The sequence below is a fragment of the Hartmannibacter diazotrophicus genome (genome assembly GCF_900231165.1).
GTDB classification, from domain to species: Bacteria; Pseudomonadota; Alphaproteobacteria; order Rhizobiales; family Pleomorphomonadaceae; genus Hartmannibacter; species Hartmannibacter diazotrophicus.
Genome location: NZ_LT960614.1, coordinates 1,678,497 through 1,692,891, shown reverse-complemented (window position 1 = coordinate 1,692,891; position 14,395 = coordinate 1,678,497). Strand labels below are relative to the sequence as shown.

14 protein-coding genes are annotated in these 14,395 nt (G+C 65.0%); 8 read left to right on the top strand and 6 right to left on the bottom strand.

Features of this window, described 5'->3' with window-relative positions; genetic code table 11:
* The first annotated feature begins 12 nt into the window (after positions 1–12).
* From HDIA_RS25250 to sseA, 4 genes are all read left to right on the top strand, one after another.
* Positions 13–1,134: a hypothetical protein gene (locus tag HDIA_RS25250; protein ID WP_157775427.1), complete on the top strand. Its 1,122-nt coding sequence runs from the start codon at positions 13–15 to the stop codon at positions 1,132–1,134.
* 292 nt (positions 1,135–1,426) lie between these two features.
* Positions 1,427–2,461, top strand: coding sequence for a cysteine synthase A (locus HDIA_RS07840; protein ID WP_099558766.1), 1,035 nt, complete (start codon positions 1,427–1,429; stop codon positions 2,459–2,461).
* Positions 2,461–3,210 (top strand): alanyl-tRNA editing protein, encoded by a 750-nt coding sequence (locus HDIA_RS07835; RefSeq protein WP_245884197.1) that lies wholly within the window; start codon positions 2,461–2,463, stop codon positions 3,208–3,210. The genes HDIA_RS07840 and HDIA_RS07835 overlap by 1 nt, the downstream gene beginning before the upstream one ends.
* 188 nt (positions 3,211–3,398) lie before the next feature.
* Positions 3,399–4,247 carry a 3-mercaptopyruvate sulfurtransferase gene (gene sseA / locus HDIA_RS07830; RefSeq protein WP_099555665.1) on the top strand — a complete coding sequence of 283 codons (849 nt, stop codon included), beginning with the start codon at positions 3,399–3,401 and terminating at the stop codon, positions 4,245–4,247.
* A gap of 37 nt (positions 4,248–4,284) precedes the next feature.
* On the opposite strand, the gene HDIA_RS07825 is transcribed toward sseA, so the two are convergent.
* Both HDIA_RS07825 and ade read right to left on the bottom strand, forming a co-directional pair.
* Positions 4,285–4,554 (bottom strand): bacteriocin, encoded by a 270-nt coding sequence (locus tag HDIA_RS07825; protein WP_099555664.1) that lies wholly within the window; start codon positions 4,552–4,554, stop codon positions 4,285–4,287.
* A gap of 112 nt (positions 4,555–4,666) precedes the next feature.
* Complete coding sequence (gene ade / locus HDIA_RS07820; RefSeq protein WP_099555663.1) at positions 4,667–6,460, bottom strand: adenine deaminase; 1,794 nt, start codon at positions 6,458–6,460, stop codon at positions 4,667–4,669.
* A gap of 146 nt (positions 6,461–6,606) precedes the next feature.
* Between ade and HDIA_RS07815 the strand changes: the two genes are divergently transcribed.
* Positions 6,607–7,491: an NAD(P)-dependent oxidoreductase gene (locus tag HDIA_RS07815; RefSeq protein WP_099555662.1), complete on the top strand. Its 885-nt coding sequence runs from the start codon at positions 6,607–6,609 to the stop codon at positions 7,489–7,491.
* 375 nt (positions 7,492–7,866) lie between these two features.
* On the opposite strand, the gene HDIA_RS07810 is transcribed toward HDIA_RS07815, so the two are convergent.
* Positions 7,867–8,349, bottom strand: a complete 483-nt coding sequence (locus HDIA_RS07810) for an Lrp/AsnC family transcriptional regulator (protein ID WP_099555661.1) — start codon at positions 8,347–8,349, stop codon at positions 7,867–7,869.
* A gap of 68 nt (positions 8,350–8,417) precedes the next feature.
* On the bottom strand, positions 8,418–9,089 hold the full coding sequence (locus tag HDIA_RS07805) for a uracil-DNA glycosylase family protein (RefSeq protein WP_099555660.1): 672 nt from the start codon (positions 9,087–9,089) through the stop codon (positions 8,418–8,420).
* Between the two features lie 285 nt (positions 9,090–9,374).
* On the opposite strand from HDIA_RS07805, the gene HDIA_RS07800 reads away from it, so the two are divergent.
* Complete coding sequence (locus HDIA_RS07800) at positions 9,375–10,892, top strand: sensor histidine kinase (RefSeq protein ID WP_099555659.1); 1,518 nt, start codon at positions 9,375–9,377, stop codon at positions 10,890–10,892.
* 2 nt (positions 10,893–10,894) lie between these two features.
* On the opposite strand, the gene cobT is transcribed toward HDIA_RS07800, so the two are convergent.
* The gene (gene cobT, locus HDIA_RS07795; protein WP_099555658.1) at positions 10,895–11,920 is read right to left on the bottom strand and encodes a nicotinate-nucleotide--dimethylbenzimidazole phosphoribosyltransferase; all 1,026 of its coding nucleotides are present in this window, start codon (positions 11,918–11,920) and stop codon (positions 10,895–10,897) included.
* 170 nt (positions 11,921–12,090) lie between these two features.
* On the opposite strand from cobT, the gene HDIA_RS07790 reads away from it, so the two are divergent.
* Together HDIA_RS07790 and HDIA_RS07785 are read left to right on the top strand one after the other, a co-directional pair.
* Complete coding sequence (locus HDIA_RS07790; protein ID WP_099555657.1) at positions 12,091–12,864, top strand: adenosylcobinamide-GDP ribazoletransferase; 774 nt, start codon at positions 12,091–12,093, stop codon at positions 12,862–12,864.
* A 235-nt stretch (positions 12,865–13,099) separates the two neighbouring features.
* Complete coding sequence (locus HDIA_RS07785) at positions 13,100–14,116, top strand: hypothetical protein (RefSeq protein WP_157775425.1); 1,017 nt, start codon at positions 13,100–13,102, stop codon at positions 14,114–14,116.
* A gap of 48 nt (positions 14,117–14,164) precedes the next feature.
* On the opposite strand, the gene HDIA_RS07780 is transcribed toward HDIA_RS07785, so the two are convergent.
* Complete coding sequence (locus tag HDIA_RS07780) at positions 14,165–14,371, bottom strand: hypothetical protein (protein ID WP_099555655.1); 207 nt, start codon at positions 14,369–14,371, stop codon at positions 14,165–14,167.
* Positions 14,372–14,395: the final 24 nt, after the last annotated feature.

Below are 14,395 nucleotides of genomic sequence, written 5' to 3'. Positions count from 1 at the left end.
GGACTTCGAACGATGGCAGTCACTTCCGTTAGGAGCTTCCCGCTTTCGACCTATGACGCGTCGGCACGCGGCGCAGCGTCTTTCCTGTCGTCGCGGTTGACGTCATCGGGCGGCTTGCAGGGCAACAGTTCGGGGACGAAAAGCGTATCCGCCGCGGACCTCTTTCCCGGCCTCTCCGAAGACCAGGCGAAAGAGCTCGACAAGAAGCGCAGCGAGGCGCAACAGGTTACCGCCTCTCTCGCTAGCGCCGTGAAGTCCTTCAAGCAGGACCGCAAGGCCGCGGCCCTTCAGAAGTTGAGTCAGGCCAAGGCCCGGCTGCAGCAGATACGGGCGCTCGCGGCCGGTAATCCGGAACAGGCCGCCCGCCAGGCAAAAGAGGTGGCAAGAGAAATCCGCGAAGCGGCACGCGCCTATGCCTCAGCTTCCGGTGCCGATCAGGCTGCGGCCGGCAGTGCCGCCGCCGGAGCAGCGCAACCCGCAGGGTCCGAGGCGTCGCAAGCCGCGGGTGCCGCAAACGCCACCGCAGAACCAAGCGGCGCGCCGACTGGAACGGCAGCCAACGCGTCCGCGACAACGGAAACGGTGTCGGTCCCCAGCGAAGATCAAACGGCCGCAAGAGACAACACGGCCGCGTCCCCGGAAACAACCGATGCCGAGGCGGCAGCAGCAGGCGAAACGCCAAGCGACGACAAGACGGATCGGGGAACCGGGGACGAGCGGTCGGAGGATGCCGCCGGAGGCCAGGACGAGCGTCAGGCCGCCGCGAATGCCTATCAGGAAGCTGCTGCGCGTAGCGCGTCGAGCGCGGCAAAAAAGGATGGCGAACGCGAAGTGCTGCGCAAGTTCAAGGAGGCCGCCGCCGAAGTGAAGGCCATCCTCAAGGAGGCCGCGCGGCGGCTGCGCGAAAAGCAGAAGAACACCGAAGCCTCCGAAGCCGAAAAGGAAAGCAAGACGGTCGATCGCGAGATTGCGAAGCTTGAAGAAAAAATCGGCGAAGCAAACCGCGCGCCCTCGCCCGATAGTCAATCCGACTCTTCAGGCATTGCCCTTCAGTCGCCCGATGCGGACGCTGGATCGGTAGGCGCGACTCAACTGTCCATCCCCGTCAACATCACCGTTGATATCCTCGCCTAGAGCCCAAGGCCGAAGACGGCTGCCCTCGATCTGTCTGGAAGGCCGGAGGCCTCAGCGGACAACAGGCGCGATTGTGCCGGCCACGAAAGCCGGCACCCTCTGCGGCGACGTCCCCGGTGACACGAGGCAAATTTGTCAGGCGACGCGATTGCCCGCACGGCGCTTTGCTCAGGTCCGCTGCGCCGCATTTTTTGATGACCCGCTTGGCGCTTCCAGGCTTCAAAGCGCGGCGAAAAGGCATTACGGTCCCGCCGGCTTTTCATCGATCATGTTTCAGGGATCAACCACGACAATGACCGGGACCGTTCTCGACGCCATCGGCAACACGCCGCTCATCCGCCTGAAGGCGGCCTCGGAGGCAACAGGGTGCGAAATCCTCGGCAAGGCGGAGTTTCTCAATCCCGGCCAGTCGGTCAAGGACCGCGCCGCGCTCTACATCATCACCGATGCGATGAAGCGCGGTCTCATCGAGCCGGGCGGCACGGTCGTCGAAGGCACGGCGGGCAACACCGGCATCGGCCTTGCCATGGTCGGCAAGGCTCTCGGCCTCAATGCGGTCATCGTGATCCCGGAGACCCAGAGCCAGGAAAAGAAGGACGCCATCAGGCTCTTCGGCGCCGAATTGGTCGAGGTCCCGGCGGTGCCCTACAAGAACCCGAACAACTATGTGAAGCTGTCGGGCCGGCTTGCGGACGAACTCGCCAGGACGCTGGATCATGGTGCGATCTGGGCCAACCAGTTCGACAACCCGATCAACCGGCAGGCGCATATCGAGATGACGGCGCCGGAAATCTATGGCCAGACTGACGGCAAGGTGGACGGCTTCATCTGCGCGGTCGGTTCGGGCGGCACGCTGGCGGGCGTGGCGATGGGGCTGCGCGACCTCAAGCCCGACGTCAAGATCGGCATTGCCGATCCCTACGGCGCAGCGCTCTACAGCTACTACACGACGGGCGAGTTGAAGTCCGAAGGCTCCTCGATCACCGAAGGCATCGGCCAGGGGCGGATCACGGCCAATCTGGAAGGACTGTCCGTCGACTTCGCCTATCGCATCCCGGACGAGGACGCGGTTTCCATCTGCTTCGATCTGCTTGAGCACGAGGGCCTTTGCCTCGGCGGCTCGTCGGGGATCAACATCGCCGGGGCGATGGCGATGGCGCGCGAGATGGGCCCCGGCCACACCATCGTGACGGTGCTGTGCGACTACGGCAACCGCTACGCCTCCAAGCTCTTCAATCCGGACTTCCTGAAGGAAAAGGGTCTGCCCGTTCCGGACTTCCTGACGCGCAAGAGCACGATCCAGCCGCCCTTCGTCACCGTGGACTGATGACCAGCAGCAAGGCCCTGCCCATGACCGAGATGCTCTTTCGCGACGATGCCTATCTTGCGACCGCCGAGGCGAAGGTCCTCGACGTCGACGAGGCCGGCATCCTGATCGACCGGTCGGTCTTCTATGCGACCGGCGGCGGCCAGCCGGGAGATGTCGGCGAGATCGAGTTTTCCGATGGCGCCAAGACCGCCATCACGACGGCGATCTATGGCGATGGCGCAAAGACCGAGGTCCGGCTCGTTGCCGCCGAGGGCGCAAGGCTGCCGGCGGTGGGCGAGACGATCGTGCAGCATGTCGACTGGGCGAACCGCTACAAGCTGATGCGCATGCACACGGCGCTGCATCTCCTGTCCGTCGTTCTCCCCTTCCCCGTGACCGGCGGCCAGATCGGCGCGGAGGAAGGCCGGCTCGACTTCGACATGCCCGAGGGCGGCATCGACAAGGAGGAGGTCACCGCGCGCATCAACGCGGAGATCGCGGCCGACCATCCGGTTTCCTTCGAGTGGATCACGGACGCCGAGCTCGACGCCAATCCCGGCCTCGTCAAGACGATGAAGGTGCAGCCGCCGCGTGGCTCGGGCCGCGTCCGGCTGGTACGGATCGGAACGGACCTCGATCTTCAGCCCTGCGGCGGCACGCATGTGAAATCGACCTCCGAGATCGGCGACGTGCATGTCGGCAAGGTGGAGAAGAAGGGCAAGATCAACCGGCGCGTCCGGCTGCGATTCGGCCCGGCGCCAGTGTGACGATCCGGCCGGTTCATGACCGTCGCACGATCATGAGGATTCGCGCGAACGCTGCTCGCGCGGCTCTTGAATTCGGGACATATCGTCCGCGTTCAAACGCCTTCGCTTGAACGCGTTAGCTCCAGCGAGCCGTCTTTATGGTAAGACGTGCGCGTGGTCCCAACGACAACAATCGGGAGAGCAATTCCATGGCCAGCAAGCGCGATTCCATCCTGGTGTCGACCGAATGGCTTGCCGATCATCTCGGCGCGCCGGATGTCGCGGTGGTGGATGCCACATGGTTCCTGCCAACGGCCAAGCGCGACGGGTGGCTGGAATATCTTGAGCGCCATATCCCCGAGGCGGTCTTCTTCGACATCGACGAGATTTCCGACACGGAGAGCCCGCTGCCGCACATGCTGCCGAAGCCGGAGAAATTCGCCTCGCGCATGCGCTCGCTCGGGATCGGTGACGGGCAGAAGATCGTCGTCTACGATTCGCTGGGGCTTTTCTCAGCGCCGCGCGTCTGGTGGACCTTCAAGGTGATGGGTGCGCGCGACGTCGTCGTTCTCGACGGCGGCCTGCCGAAATGGATCGCCGAAGGGCGTGAGATCGAGTCCGGGGAAGTCGAACGCAGCCCGCGCCATTTCACGGCCCGGCTCGATTCCACGGTGATCCGGGATTTTTCCGCGCTGGTGGGAAATCTTGAGAGCAGGTTTTCGCAGGTGGTCGATGCCCGGTCCGCCGAGCGTTTCGCCGGCGTTGCTCCGGAGCCGCGGCCGGGCCTGAAGTCGGGCCATATTCCCGGCAGCTTCAACGTCCCCTTCGACAGGCTGCTGGACGCTGGCCGGCTGAAACCGGACGATCAGATCGTGCAGATTTTTCAGGAGGCCGGCGTCGATCCGAAGAAGCCGATCATCACCTCCTGCGGGTCCGGCGTCACGGCCGCCGTCCTGTGGCTGGCGCTGGAAGCGGCCGGCGCACGGTCACTGGCGCTTTATGACGGCTCCTGGTCGGACTGGGGCGCGCGGGACGACGCACCCGTCGCCACGAAATGAAGCGGCCCGCGCTTGTCTCGCGCGGGCCGCACATTCATCAGGGGCAGACAACGGCATAGGGCCGGCCATAGCGATCGTAGGCCGTGCAGTTCTTCGGCGCCGTGGCGCCGGCAATGGCAGCGCCGCCGATGCCGCCGGCCACCGCTCCGATGGCCGCTCCCTTGCCGCCACCCGCAACGCCGCCGACAATCGCGCCAGCGCCGGCGCCGACAAGTCCACCCGTCGTCACACGCTGTTGCGTGGGGGTTTGCCCCTGGCAGCCAGCCAGGGCCGCCGTGGTGGCCAATATCAAAACGACCTTCCTCATAACCGTCTCCCTTGTTCGTCCTACAGGGGACTTGAAAGCCCCTCACCGTTCGGAACGCCTATGCATCGGAAACGGAAAAAGCGGCGAAATTGTTCCCTTCCAACCTCTATTCTCAAACAAAAAGTGGAACTTTCTCGAATTTGGTTACGTCGACGATACCAAGGTCGGAGATCCGCAACTCCGGAATGACAACCAGCGCCAGCAGCGAATGCTGCATATAGGCGTTGTTGAGGGTGCAGCCGCAGTCCTCCATCGCCTTGACCATGCCGGCCGCCTTGGCCGCGACGATCTCTGCCCTCTCGTCCGACATCAGACCGGCGATCGGCAGCTCCACGAGGGCAATTTCCTTGCCGTCCTTGAAGACGACGACGCCGCCGCCGACCTCGCCGAGACGGTTCGCTGCAAGCGCCATGTCCGCCTTCGACGTGCCGACGACGATCATATGGTGGCTGTCGTGGGCAACCGTCGAGGCCATGGCGCAATCGGCCATGTAGCCGAAGCCGGAGACGAAGCCGTTGACGACCTCGCCGGTGGCCCGGTGGCGCTCGACGAGCGCGATCTGGCAGACGTCGCCCGCCCGGTCCATGGCGACAAGGCCATCCTCGACCTTCAGCGTCGCCGTCAGGGCCTTCGTCGGCGCCTGGTTCTCGACGACGCCGATAACGCGCGCGGTCACCTCACTCGCCCCCTCGGGCGCCTGAATATCGAAGTCGCCGGCCTCGAGCTTGCGGCCCATCCTGACCGTCGCCTTCGCCTCGGCGGGATAGGCATAGGGCTCGATCTCGGCGATGAGGCTGCCCTTCTCGGCTAGGATGTCGCCCCGCGCGATGACCGTCTCGATGGGCAGCGCGATCAGATCGGAGGTCAGGACCATGTCCGCGCGCCGGCCCGGCGTGATCGAGCCGAGTTCGCGTTCGAGCCCGAAGTGGCTGGCCGTGTTGATCGTCGCCATCTGGATCGCAGTGATGGGCTTCAGCCCCTGCGCGATCGCGTGGCGGACGACCCGGTTCATGTGGCCGTCGTGGACCAGCGTTCCGGAATGGCTGTCGTCGGTGCAAAGAATGAAATTACGCGAATCGAGGCCCATCTCGGTGATGGCCTTCACCTGCGTCGCGACATCGTACCAGGCCGAGCCGAGCCGCAGCATCGCGCGCATGCCGAGCCGCACGCGGGTGACCGCATCGATAAGCCGCGTGCCTTCGTGATCGTCGGCGGGGCCGCCCGCGACATAGCCCATGAAATCGCGGCCGAGATCGAGCGAGGCATAGTGACCGCCGACGGTCTTCGCCGCCTTCATCGTCTCGGCGATCTCGCCCAGCATCTTGTCGTCGGCGGCGGCAACGCCGGGGAAATTCATCATCTCGCCAAGGCCGATGATGCCCGGCCAGCCCATTGCCTCGGCCACCTCCTTCGGCCCGAGGCTCGCACCGGCATTTTCCAGCCCCGGCGCGGAGGGAACGCAGCTCGGCATCTGGACGAAGATGTTGACTGGCAGCGTCATCGCCTCGTCGTGCATCAGCTTGACGCCCGCAAGGCCGAGGACGTTGGCGATCTCGTGCGGATCGATGAACATCGAGGTCGTGCCGTGCGGAATGACGGCGCGGGCAAATTCCGTCACCGTGACCATGCCGCTCTCAACGTGCATGTGCGCGTCGCAAAGGCCCGGCACCATGTAGCGCCCGCCGGCCTCGACGATCTTGGTGTTCTCGCCAATGCAGTAGGACAAATCCGGCGCGATGGCCGCGAAGCGCCCGGCCGCGATCGCAACGTCGGTGCCGGCGATGATCTCGCCCGAATGGACGTTCACCCAGCGTCCGCCCCGGATGACCATATCGGCCGGCGAACGACCGGTGGCGACATCGACGAGCCGCGGCGCGACATCGGACCAAGCGGGGAATTGAGACATGTGACGCACTCCTGTCCTTGCAACGACCGGGACTTTAAGCATGTTCGGTTGCGAAGGAAACGGCATCGTGGTCTAGAGACCACACGGATATTCATCAGGAAATCGCCGACCAAGGAACAGGCGAAACGGCAAACGGGGCATACGCGATGGCGAAGGTTGCATTCATCGGTCTCGGCGTCATGGGCTTTCCCATGGCCGGTCATCTCAGCGTCAAGGGCGGGCACGACGTCACCGTCTACAACCGCACGCCGGCGAAGGCCGTGACCTGGGTGGAGAAATTCGGCGGCAAGAGCGCCCCTACCCCAAGGCAAGCGGCCGAGGGAGCCGACTTCGTTTTCTCCTGCGTTGGCAACGACGAGGATCTGAGATTGGTCACCATCGGCCCGGACGGCGCCTTCGAGGGGATGAAAGCCGGTTCGATCTTCATCGACAACACCACCGCCTCGGCCTCCGTCGCGGAAGAGCTTGCCGCCGCGGCCCTCGCCAAGGGGTTCGCCTTTCTGGACGCTCCTGTCTCCGGCGGCCAGGCCGGCGCGGAGAACGGCGTCCTGACCGTCATGGTCGGCGGGGACGAGACAGCGTTCGATCATGCAAAGCCGGTGATCGACTGCTTTGCGCGCATGGTCGGATACATGGGCCCGACGGGCGCCGGCCAATTGACCAAGATGGTCAACCAGATCGCCATTGCCGGCCTCGTTGAAGGACTTTCGGAGGGCATCCATTTCGCCCAGAAGGCCGGGCTCGACGTGGAAAAGGTCATCGGCGTCATTTCCAAGGGCGCGGCCCAGAGCTGGCAGATGGAAAACCGCTGGCAGACCATGAACGCGGACAAGTTCGACTATGGCTTTGCCGTCGACTGGATGCGCAAGGATCTTGGCATCTGCCTGTCGCAGGCCTCGAAGATCGGGGCGCGCCTGCCGGTCACCGCGCTCGTCGACCAGTTCTATGCCGAGGTGCAGGCAATGGGCGGCAACCGCTGGGATACATCCTCGCTGATCGCACGTCTTTCCAACGCCGATCGCAAGGCCTGACCGCCTCTGCCTTGAAAAAAAGCGGCCGGCCCCGGTCAGGGCCGACCGCGTTGCGCACACACAATGCCGCCAGCCCGGTAGGATCGAGGGATCGCTTGGCGGCAGCACAGGCGGGCAAGTTGCCCGAAAGGACGAAGCCTTCCGGGCCGGCACCCGCCTCTCGGCACGTGCCGTTTATGGCGCTGTTTCTAACGCGAGTCCGCATCCGGCAAAGCGCGGTAAATCGTCATAGTGCGTTCGTACCATTTGACTCGTCGATTGCCCTGTCCGGATACGTTATCACCGCGTCATCGGTTCAGGCGTGGCATCGCTACGGCCACGACATCCGCCCATCCGGCGATCACGAGTTCCCAATCCGCAAAGCCCGGCCCGCCGTCAGGACTTTTCCTTCTCGATCTGCACATATTGCAGCGGAAGGGCCGTCGTATATTTGATCTGCTCCATCGCGAAGGAGGAGGACACATCGGCGATATCAATCTTGCCGATGAGCCGCTTGTAGAAGGCATCATAGGCCTCGATATCGGGCACAACCACCCGCAGCAGATAGTCCACCTGCCCGCTCATGCGATAAAACTCAACGACTTCGGGAAAATCGCGGATTACTTCCGCAAAACGCCGCAGCCATTCCTCCGAATGCTGGTTGGTCGTGATCGAGACGAACACCGTCACCTTGGCGTTGACGCGCTTGGGATCGAGAACCGCGACCCGGCGCTGGATGACGCCGTCCTCCTCCAGCTTCTGGATGCGCCGCCAGCAAGGCGTCGTCGACAGGCCGACCCGGCGGCCGATCTCGGCCACGGGGATCGTTGCGTCCTCCTGCAGAATGGACAGAATCTTGCGGTCAAGCCGGTCAACCATACGGCCAACTCCCTTTCAATCAGGAAAAATTTTGCACGGAATAACCGATTCAGCAATCTGATTGAGAATTATTTTTTGTTCAAAGTCGCATCCGGTTCCGGCTCGACGCGCAGTCGAACCTCGCGCCTCAGCACCGGCAGGACGTCCCGCTCAAACCACGGATTGGCCTTCAGCCAGTGGGTGTTGCGCCATGAGGGGTGCGGCAGCACGATCACCTTCGGACTTCCGGGTCGCTCGAAGAGCGCCTGCCAGTTGGCGACGGTATCCCTCAGGGTCTTTCCCGCATCAGCCCCGACGTGCCAACGGATCGCGTAAAGGCCGATGGCCACGACAAGATCGATGCCCGGCAGCGCGGCCATGACCCTTTCCCGCCACTGCGGCGCGCATTCGGGACGCGGCGGCAGGTCGCCGCCTTTCGCGTCCTGCCCCGGAAAGCAAAAACCCATGGGAGCGATGGAAACCCGCCGTCTGTCGTAGAAGGTGTCCCTGTCGATCCCCATCCAGCTTCGCAACCGATCGCCGGAGGCATCGTTGAAGGGCAGACCCGTTGCGTGAACGCGCGTTCCCGGCGCCTGTCCGGCAACCAGAAGCCTTGCCGTCGGCGACAGTCGGATGACGGGCCGAGGCTCGTGCGGCAGACCGGGAAGGCGCCGCGGCTCGTCCCGGCACAGACGGCAGGCCGTGATCTCGCCGACGAGTTGTCTTGCTGTTTCTTCGCCGTCCCTGGTCACCGTCCCCATGCCCTTGATTCATCTGCCGATCGAACGCATCGCATCGCCGCCGTCCGGCCCCGAAAAGAAAGTCGTTCCGTGACGCGATTAACCATGGACGGCAGGCGGTTGTTAACGACTTTTTCAATAGACTCGTCGGGTGCGCCGATCGAGCGGGAGCGTTCCCTTCATTCGGTGGACGGGGCTGAGTGGTCCTCCCACTCTGAAAGGTTGGGCTCCTGCGGGCTTCGGCAGGCACCGGTTGGTGCCCGATGAGGACTGTCAGGCGGGCTAAAGCGGGAACGTTGCCGCCGAATGACTGACGAGATCGTCGGCCAAACGAAGGACAAGACCGAAAGCAACCGGTTGCGCGCGATGCGCAAGCGGGAGAATTCGCGCGCCGTCAAGAATGTGCGCGAAAAGCTGTCGTCCAGCACCGGCACCCGCCCCGCCTTCGACTACGAACTGACGCTCGGCTATGCCCGGCACCGGGTCGCGAGCTGGCTGCCCGTCAGCTTGCTGATCGTGCTGCTCGCCTTCATCGGCTCGCACTGGTATCCGCCGGCGGCGACGGCCGTCTGGGCCGGCATCGTCTTCTATGTCCAGAGCGTCCATGTGCTGCTGTGTTGGCGCTTTACCAAGCAGTCGCCGGCCAACGTGCGGCTGCGCGTCTGGCGGCGGCGCTTCCATATTGGCGAACTGCTCGCGGGCCTTTCGGTCGCGGCGGTCTTCGCGCTTTCGCCGAACGACGCCTCGGTCATGGTGTTCCACCTTGCGACGGCGCTCTTCACCATTGCCGTCACGGCGATCATCGCCAGCAACCTGCCGCTCGCGGCCGCCTTCGGCACGGTGCCGATCGCGATGACCGCAACGATCGTCTTCGCGCTGACGAACAACTTCACCGCCACCGGCATGGCGGTCTTCGTCTTCGCGGCGGAGATTTTCCTCATTCTCCTCTCCATCCGCCTCAACAAGTCGGCGCTCGCGATGCTGGAGCACCAGGCGGAAAAGGACGCGCTGATTGCCGAACTGGAGCATGCCAAGGCGATCTCCGACGACTCCCGCAGGCGCTCGGACGAGGCCAATCTCGCCAAGTCCCGCTTCCTGGCGACGATGAGCCACGAACTGAGGACGCCGCTCAACGCCATCCTCGGCTTTTCGGAGATCATGAAGGGCGAGGTTTTCGGGCCGATCGACAACAGCCACTACAAGGAATATGTGGCCGACATCCACCGGTCCGGCGAACACCTGCTCAATCTCATCAACGAGATCCTCGACCTTTCGCGCATCGAGGCCGGCCGCTACCAGCTTTCCGAGGAGGCCGTCCGGCTGACCCATGTGGTCGAGGACTGCCACCACCTCGTCAAGCTCAGGGCCAAGAACAAGAGCATCACGATCCACGAACAGTTCGAGCCAGGCCTGCCGAAGGTGTGGGCCGATGAGCGCGCCATCCGGCAGATCGTGCTGAACCTTCTCTCCAACGCGGTGAAGTTCACGCCGACCAATGGCGAAATCGCGGTGAAGGTCGGCTGGACCGCCGGCGGCGGACAGTATGTTTCCGTGTCGGACAACGGACCCGGCATTCCGGAAGAGGAAATTCCGATCGTGCTCTCGGCCTTCGGCCAGGGCTCGCTCGCGATCAAGTCGGCCGAACAGGGCACCGGCCTCGGCCTGCCGATCTGTCAGGCGCTGATCCAGATGCACGGCGGCACCTTCGCGCTGAAATCGAAGCTGCGCGAGGGAACGACCGTGACCATCACCATCCCGCGCGCCCGCGTCCTGGAAGCGATGCCGGCGATCGCGGAAGACGACCGCCAGCTCCGGCGCGCTTAGTCCTATTCTTCCTTGCCCGCGACGCCCGCCTCGGCGAAGGTCGCCATGCCCGTATGGGTCGCGGCTGCGGCCTTGACCATGGCGGCGGCGAGCGCCGCGCCGGTGCCCTCCCCCAGACGCATGTTGAGTTCCAGCAGCGGCTCCTTGCCGATGCGGCGCAGCACCTCGCGGTGCGCCTGCTCGGCGGAGGCATGGCCGATCAGGCAATGGTCGATGGCCCGCGGGTTGGCGGCATGGAGAATGGCTGCTGCCGACGTCGCGACGAAGCCGTCGACGATGACGGGGATGCGCTCGAAGCGCGCGGCCAGAATGGCGCCCGCCATCGCCGCAATCTCGCGGCCGCCGACACGGCGGAGGATTTCCAGAGGGTCCTGCCCGGTGCCGATGCGCCGGACGGCGGCCTCGACGGCAACGCGCTTGCGCTCCAGCCCCTCATCGTCGACGCCCGTGCCGCGCCCGACCCAGTCGGCGGCGGTCCCGCCGTAGAGGGCGTGATAGATGGCGGCGGCGACCGCCGTGTTGCCGATGCCCATCTCGCCGATCACCAGAAGGTCCGTGCCTCCGGCAATCGCCTCCATGCCGAAGGCCATCGTTGCGGCGCAGCCGGCCTCGTCGAACGCGTCCTTTTCGGTGATGTCCGGCGTCGGGACATCGAGCGCGAGATCGAAGATCTTGAGGCCGAGGTCGAAGGTGGCGCAGATCTGGTTGATCGCCGCACCGCCGGCGGTGAAGTTCTCCACCATCGCCTTGGTGACGGAGGCCGGGAAGGCCGAAACGCCCTTGGCGGTGACGCCGTGGTTGCCGGCGAAGATGCAGACCAGGGGCCGCTGCACGGTCGGCGTCGACTTGCCCTGCCAGGCGGCCAGCCATTCGGCCAGCCCCTCCAGCTTGCCGAGCGAGCCCATCGGCTTGGTCAATTGCGCATCGCGTGCCCGCACCGCCGCGACCGCCGCTTCGTCCGGCCCGGGAAAGCGCGTCAGAAGCGCGCGGATGTCATCGAAGGGAAGGCCGGAGAGGGCAGTGCTCATTGCGAGTCCTTGTTGCAACCATACCTGAATGTGCCGGAAACCGCCGCAGATTCGCTCTGAAACTGGCCAAGCGGTCGGGGAGCCTCTATACACCAACGCGGCGCGCGTCCAAACCCGTGCCACGCCTTTTCGACCATTGTTACCCCCGCGTTACAGGCGCTGAGACCACCATGCCGCGAGCGATCGCCGATCTTGCCGCCGTCGTGCGCTTCTATTCGCGCCTGCCCGTGCCGAAGCTCGGCCGGGATGATGATCCGTCCGCCATGCCGGATCTTCGTCGCGCGGGCGTCCTGGTGCCGGTGGCGGGGGCCCTGATCGCGATTCCATCCTCGCTCGCGATGCTGGTGCTGGCGCAGTCGCATTTGCCGCAGCTTGCCGTCGCCGTCGCGGGCCTTGCGGTGATGGCGCTCGTCACGGGCGCCTTTCACGAGGATGGCCTCGGCGACATCGCCGACGGTTTCGGTGGGGGACAGACGAAAGAGCGCAAGCTCGAAATCATGAAGGACAGCCGCGTCGGCGCCTTTGCCGCGGTTGCCATCGCTCTTGCCCTCATTGCCCGGGCGAGCCTTCTGGCCGGCGCTCTTGAGGCCTCGCCGCTCGGCACCGCGCTCGCCTTCCTCGGCGCGTCGGCAGCGAGCCGCGCGTTTCCGCTCTGGATCTGGCGCCTGCTTCCGCCGGCGCGCTCCGATGGGCTTGCCGCCTCCATCCCGGTGGCAGGGTTCGGACCGACGACCGGCGCAAGCCTGCTTGCCGTTCTGATCACTCTGGCAACCATGCCCCATTTCGGAACGGGCTCCGTCCTTCTCGCCCTGCTGGCGGCCGCACTTGCAACGGCTCTCGTCGGGTATCTGGCGAAACGAAATATCGGCGGCCATACCGGCGACGTCCTCGGCGGCGCCCAGCAGATCGCCGAAATCGGCTTCTTCGCCGGTCTCCTGCTCTAGCTTCGCTCCCCCCCTGCCCTCTCCTTTCCTCAACGCGCCCGCGCTTCGGCACGGCCGTTGCTCCATCAGGCATAGGGGGCCGACCATCGTGTCGGAATGGGACGATCGAGCGCGATGCGGAGCAGACTATTCCTGCCCGCGTCGTTCTTGACCGCAACACTGTCGGGGCAGGCGGTTCCAGGCGGCGTCGAAGGACGCCCGGGCGCGCCGCTCCGTTTCGGAGCGACCATTGAAGATGTCATCCTTGCCAAAGCCGTCCGATCCGGCCGCAACGCCCGGCGGCACGCATTCGATCGTGCTGATCGGGGCTCTCGGGACAATCGTCTATATGCTCGGCTTTGCCGCCCCGGCATCCGGACTGCTGGAGCTGACGGTCACGCCGATGGTCGCCGCGCTGGCGCCCTACGGCTATCTCGGCATCGATCTGCTCTTCATCGCCCTTGGCATCTGGCTGTCGCGGATGGGGCGTGACGCCGGAACGCGCGCCGGCTTTGCGCTCGCCATCGCCGACGCGGCGCTTCTGCCAATTCTCCTCACCGTCGCCCTCGCCAGCGCGATCGGGCTGCTGCTGGCGCTGACGACACCGGCCTCCTTCGCGGTCGTCGAGCGCACCTTCAGCTTCGGGTTCGGCGCCGATTTCCGGGACGCGCTGGTCACAACGCTGCTCGTGATCGTGATCGGCAGCGGACGGGGCTTTGCCAGCCGCATTTTCGATGCCGGCGTCATCTGGCTGGCGCTCTCCACGGCGGATCGGCTCCTCAATCTTTCGCTCGGGCTCGAGACGCTGCTGGCGACCCATCACGCGGCCGCCGTCATTTTCGGGCTTCTGCTGGAGCGGCTTTGGTGCCGCCGCGCGGACGAAGGGGAACAGGCGCTGTTCCTGCTGTCGGCCATCGCCGTCACCGCCAATGCGGTGATGCAGGCGCATGACATCGGTCAGATTTACGGCGTCGAGCCGCGCAGCGACGTGCTTCTCGTCCTGATGCCGGCGCTGCTTCTGCTGATCTTCGCGATCCCCCATTTCTCAAGGGTGCTCGCCTTCGCTCAGGGGTGGTCGCTGGCCGGGCTCGAAGGCCTGCTGCTTGTCAGCGGCCCGGGCATTACCGCCCTGGCCGTGACCCGGCTCGAGTTGCCGGCCGGGCCGACGATCCTTCTCGGACTGGTCGTTGCCTTCGCCGGCGGGAAGCTCATCGGAACGCTGGCAGACCTCATCCATGACGGGATCGTCCGCCGTCTTTCCGGTCATTCGTGAGAACGGGCCCTCGCTCCTGAGGAGGAGCGCCCGCCGGCGGCAAGGCCGTCAGATGCAGAGGAAAATAAAGCTGAGGCAGACCAGCAGCACGGTGTGCTCGACGCCGCGGGCCAATCCGCTCATTTTTGCCAGCGAGGGAGCCGCGTTCAATTCGGCGGCATGATCGCCAAGAGCGCGCAGGGTCACTTCGGCGCTCTCGCTCGTCCGGCGCAAGGCTTCCAAGTCCTTGAATGTGTCGACTTCCGTCAGCGCCATTGTCCCCGCCGTGTCCCCGTCTTC

Bases quoted from the DNA above. Each gene is read 5' to 3' on its own strand.
- HDIA_RS07835 (WP_245884197.1), top strand. From the start codon at position 2,461: ATGACCAGCAGCAAGGCCCTGCCCATGACCGAGATGCTCTTTCGCGAC.
- sseA (WP_099555665.1), top strand. From the start codon at position 3,399: ATGGCCAGCAAGCGCGATTCCATCCTGGTGTCGACCGAATGGCTTGCC.
- ade (WP_099555663.1), bottom strand. From the start codon at position 6,460: ATGTCTCAATTCCCCGCTTGGTCCGATGTCGCGCCGCGGCTCGTCGAT.
- HDIA_RS07805 (WP_099555660.1), bottom strand. From the start codon at position 9,089: ATGGGGACGGTGACCAGGGACGGCGAAGAAACAGCAAGACAACTCGTC.
- HDIA_RS07780 (WP_099555655.1), bottom strand. From the start codon at position 14,371: ATGGCGCTGACGGAAGTCGACACATTCAAGGACTTGGAAGCCTTGCGC.
- cobT (WP_099555658.1), bottom strand. From the start codon at position 11,920: ATGAGCACTGCCCTCTCCGGCCTTCCCTTCGATGACATCCGCGCGCTT.
- HDIA_RS07800 (WP_099555659.1), top strand. From the start codon at position 9,375: ATGACTGACGAGATCGTCGGCCAAACGAAGGACAAGACCGAAAGCAAC.
- HDIA_RS25250 (WP_157775427.1), top strand. From the start codon at position 13: ATGGCAGTCACTTCCGTTAGGAGCTTCCCGCTTTCGACCTATGACGCG.
- HDIA_RS07815 (WP_099555662.1), top strand. From the start codon at position 6,607: ATGGCGAAGGTTGCATTCATCGGTCTCGGCGTCATGGGCTTTCCCATG.
- HDIA_RS07790 (WP_099555657.1), top strand. From the start codon at position 12,091: ATGCCGCGAGCGATCGCCGATCTTGCCGCCGTCGTGCGCTTCTATTCG.
- HDIA_RS07840 (WP_099558766.1), top strand. From the start codon at position 1,427: ATGACCGGGACCGTTCTCGACGCCATCGGCAACACGCCGCTCATCCGC.
- HDIA_RS07825 (WP_099555664.1), bottom strand. From the start codon at position 4,554: ATGAGGAAGGTCGTTTTGATATTGGCCACCACGGCGGCCCTGGCTGGC.
- HDIA_RS07810 (WP_099555661.1), bottom strand. From the start codon at position 8,349: ATGGTTGACCGGCTTGACCGCAAGATTCTGTCCATTCTGCAGGAGGAC.
- HDIA_RS07785 (WP_157775425.1), top strand. From the start codon at position 13,100: ATGTCATCCTTGCCAAAGCCGTCCGATCCGGCCGCAACGCCCGGCGGC.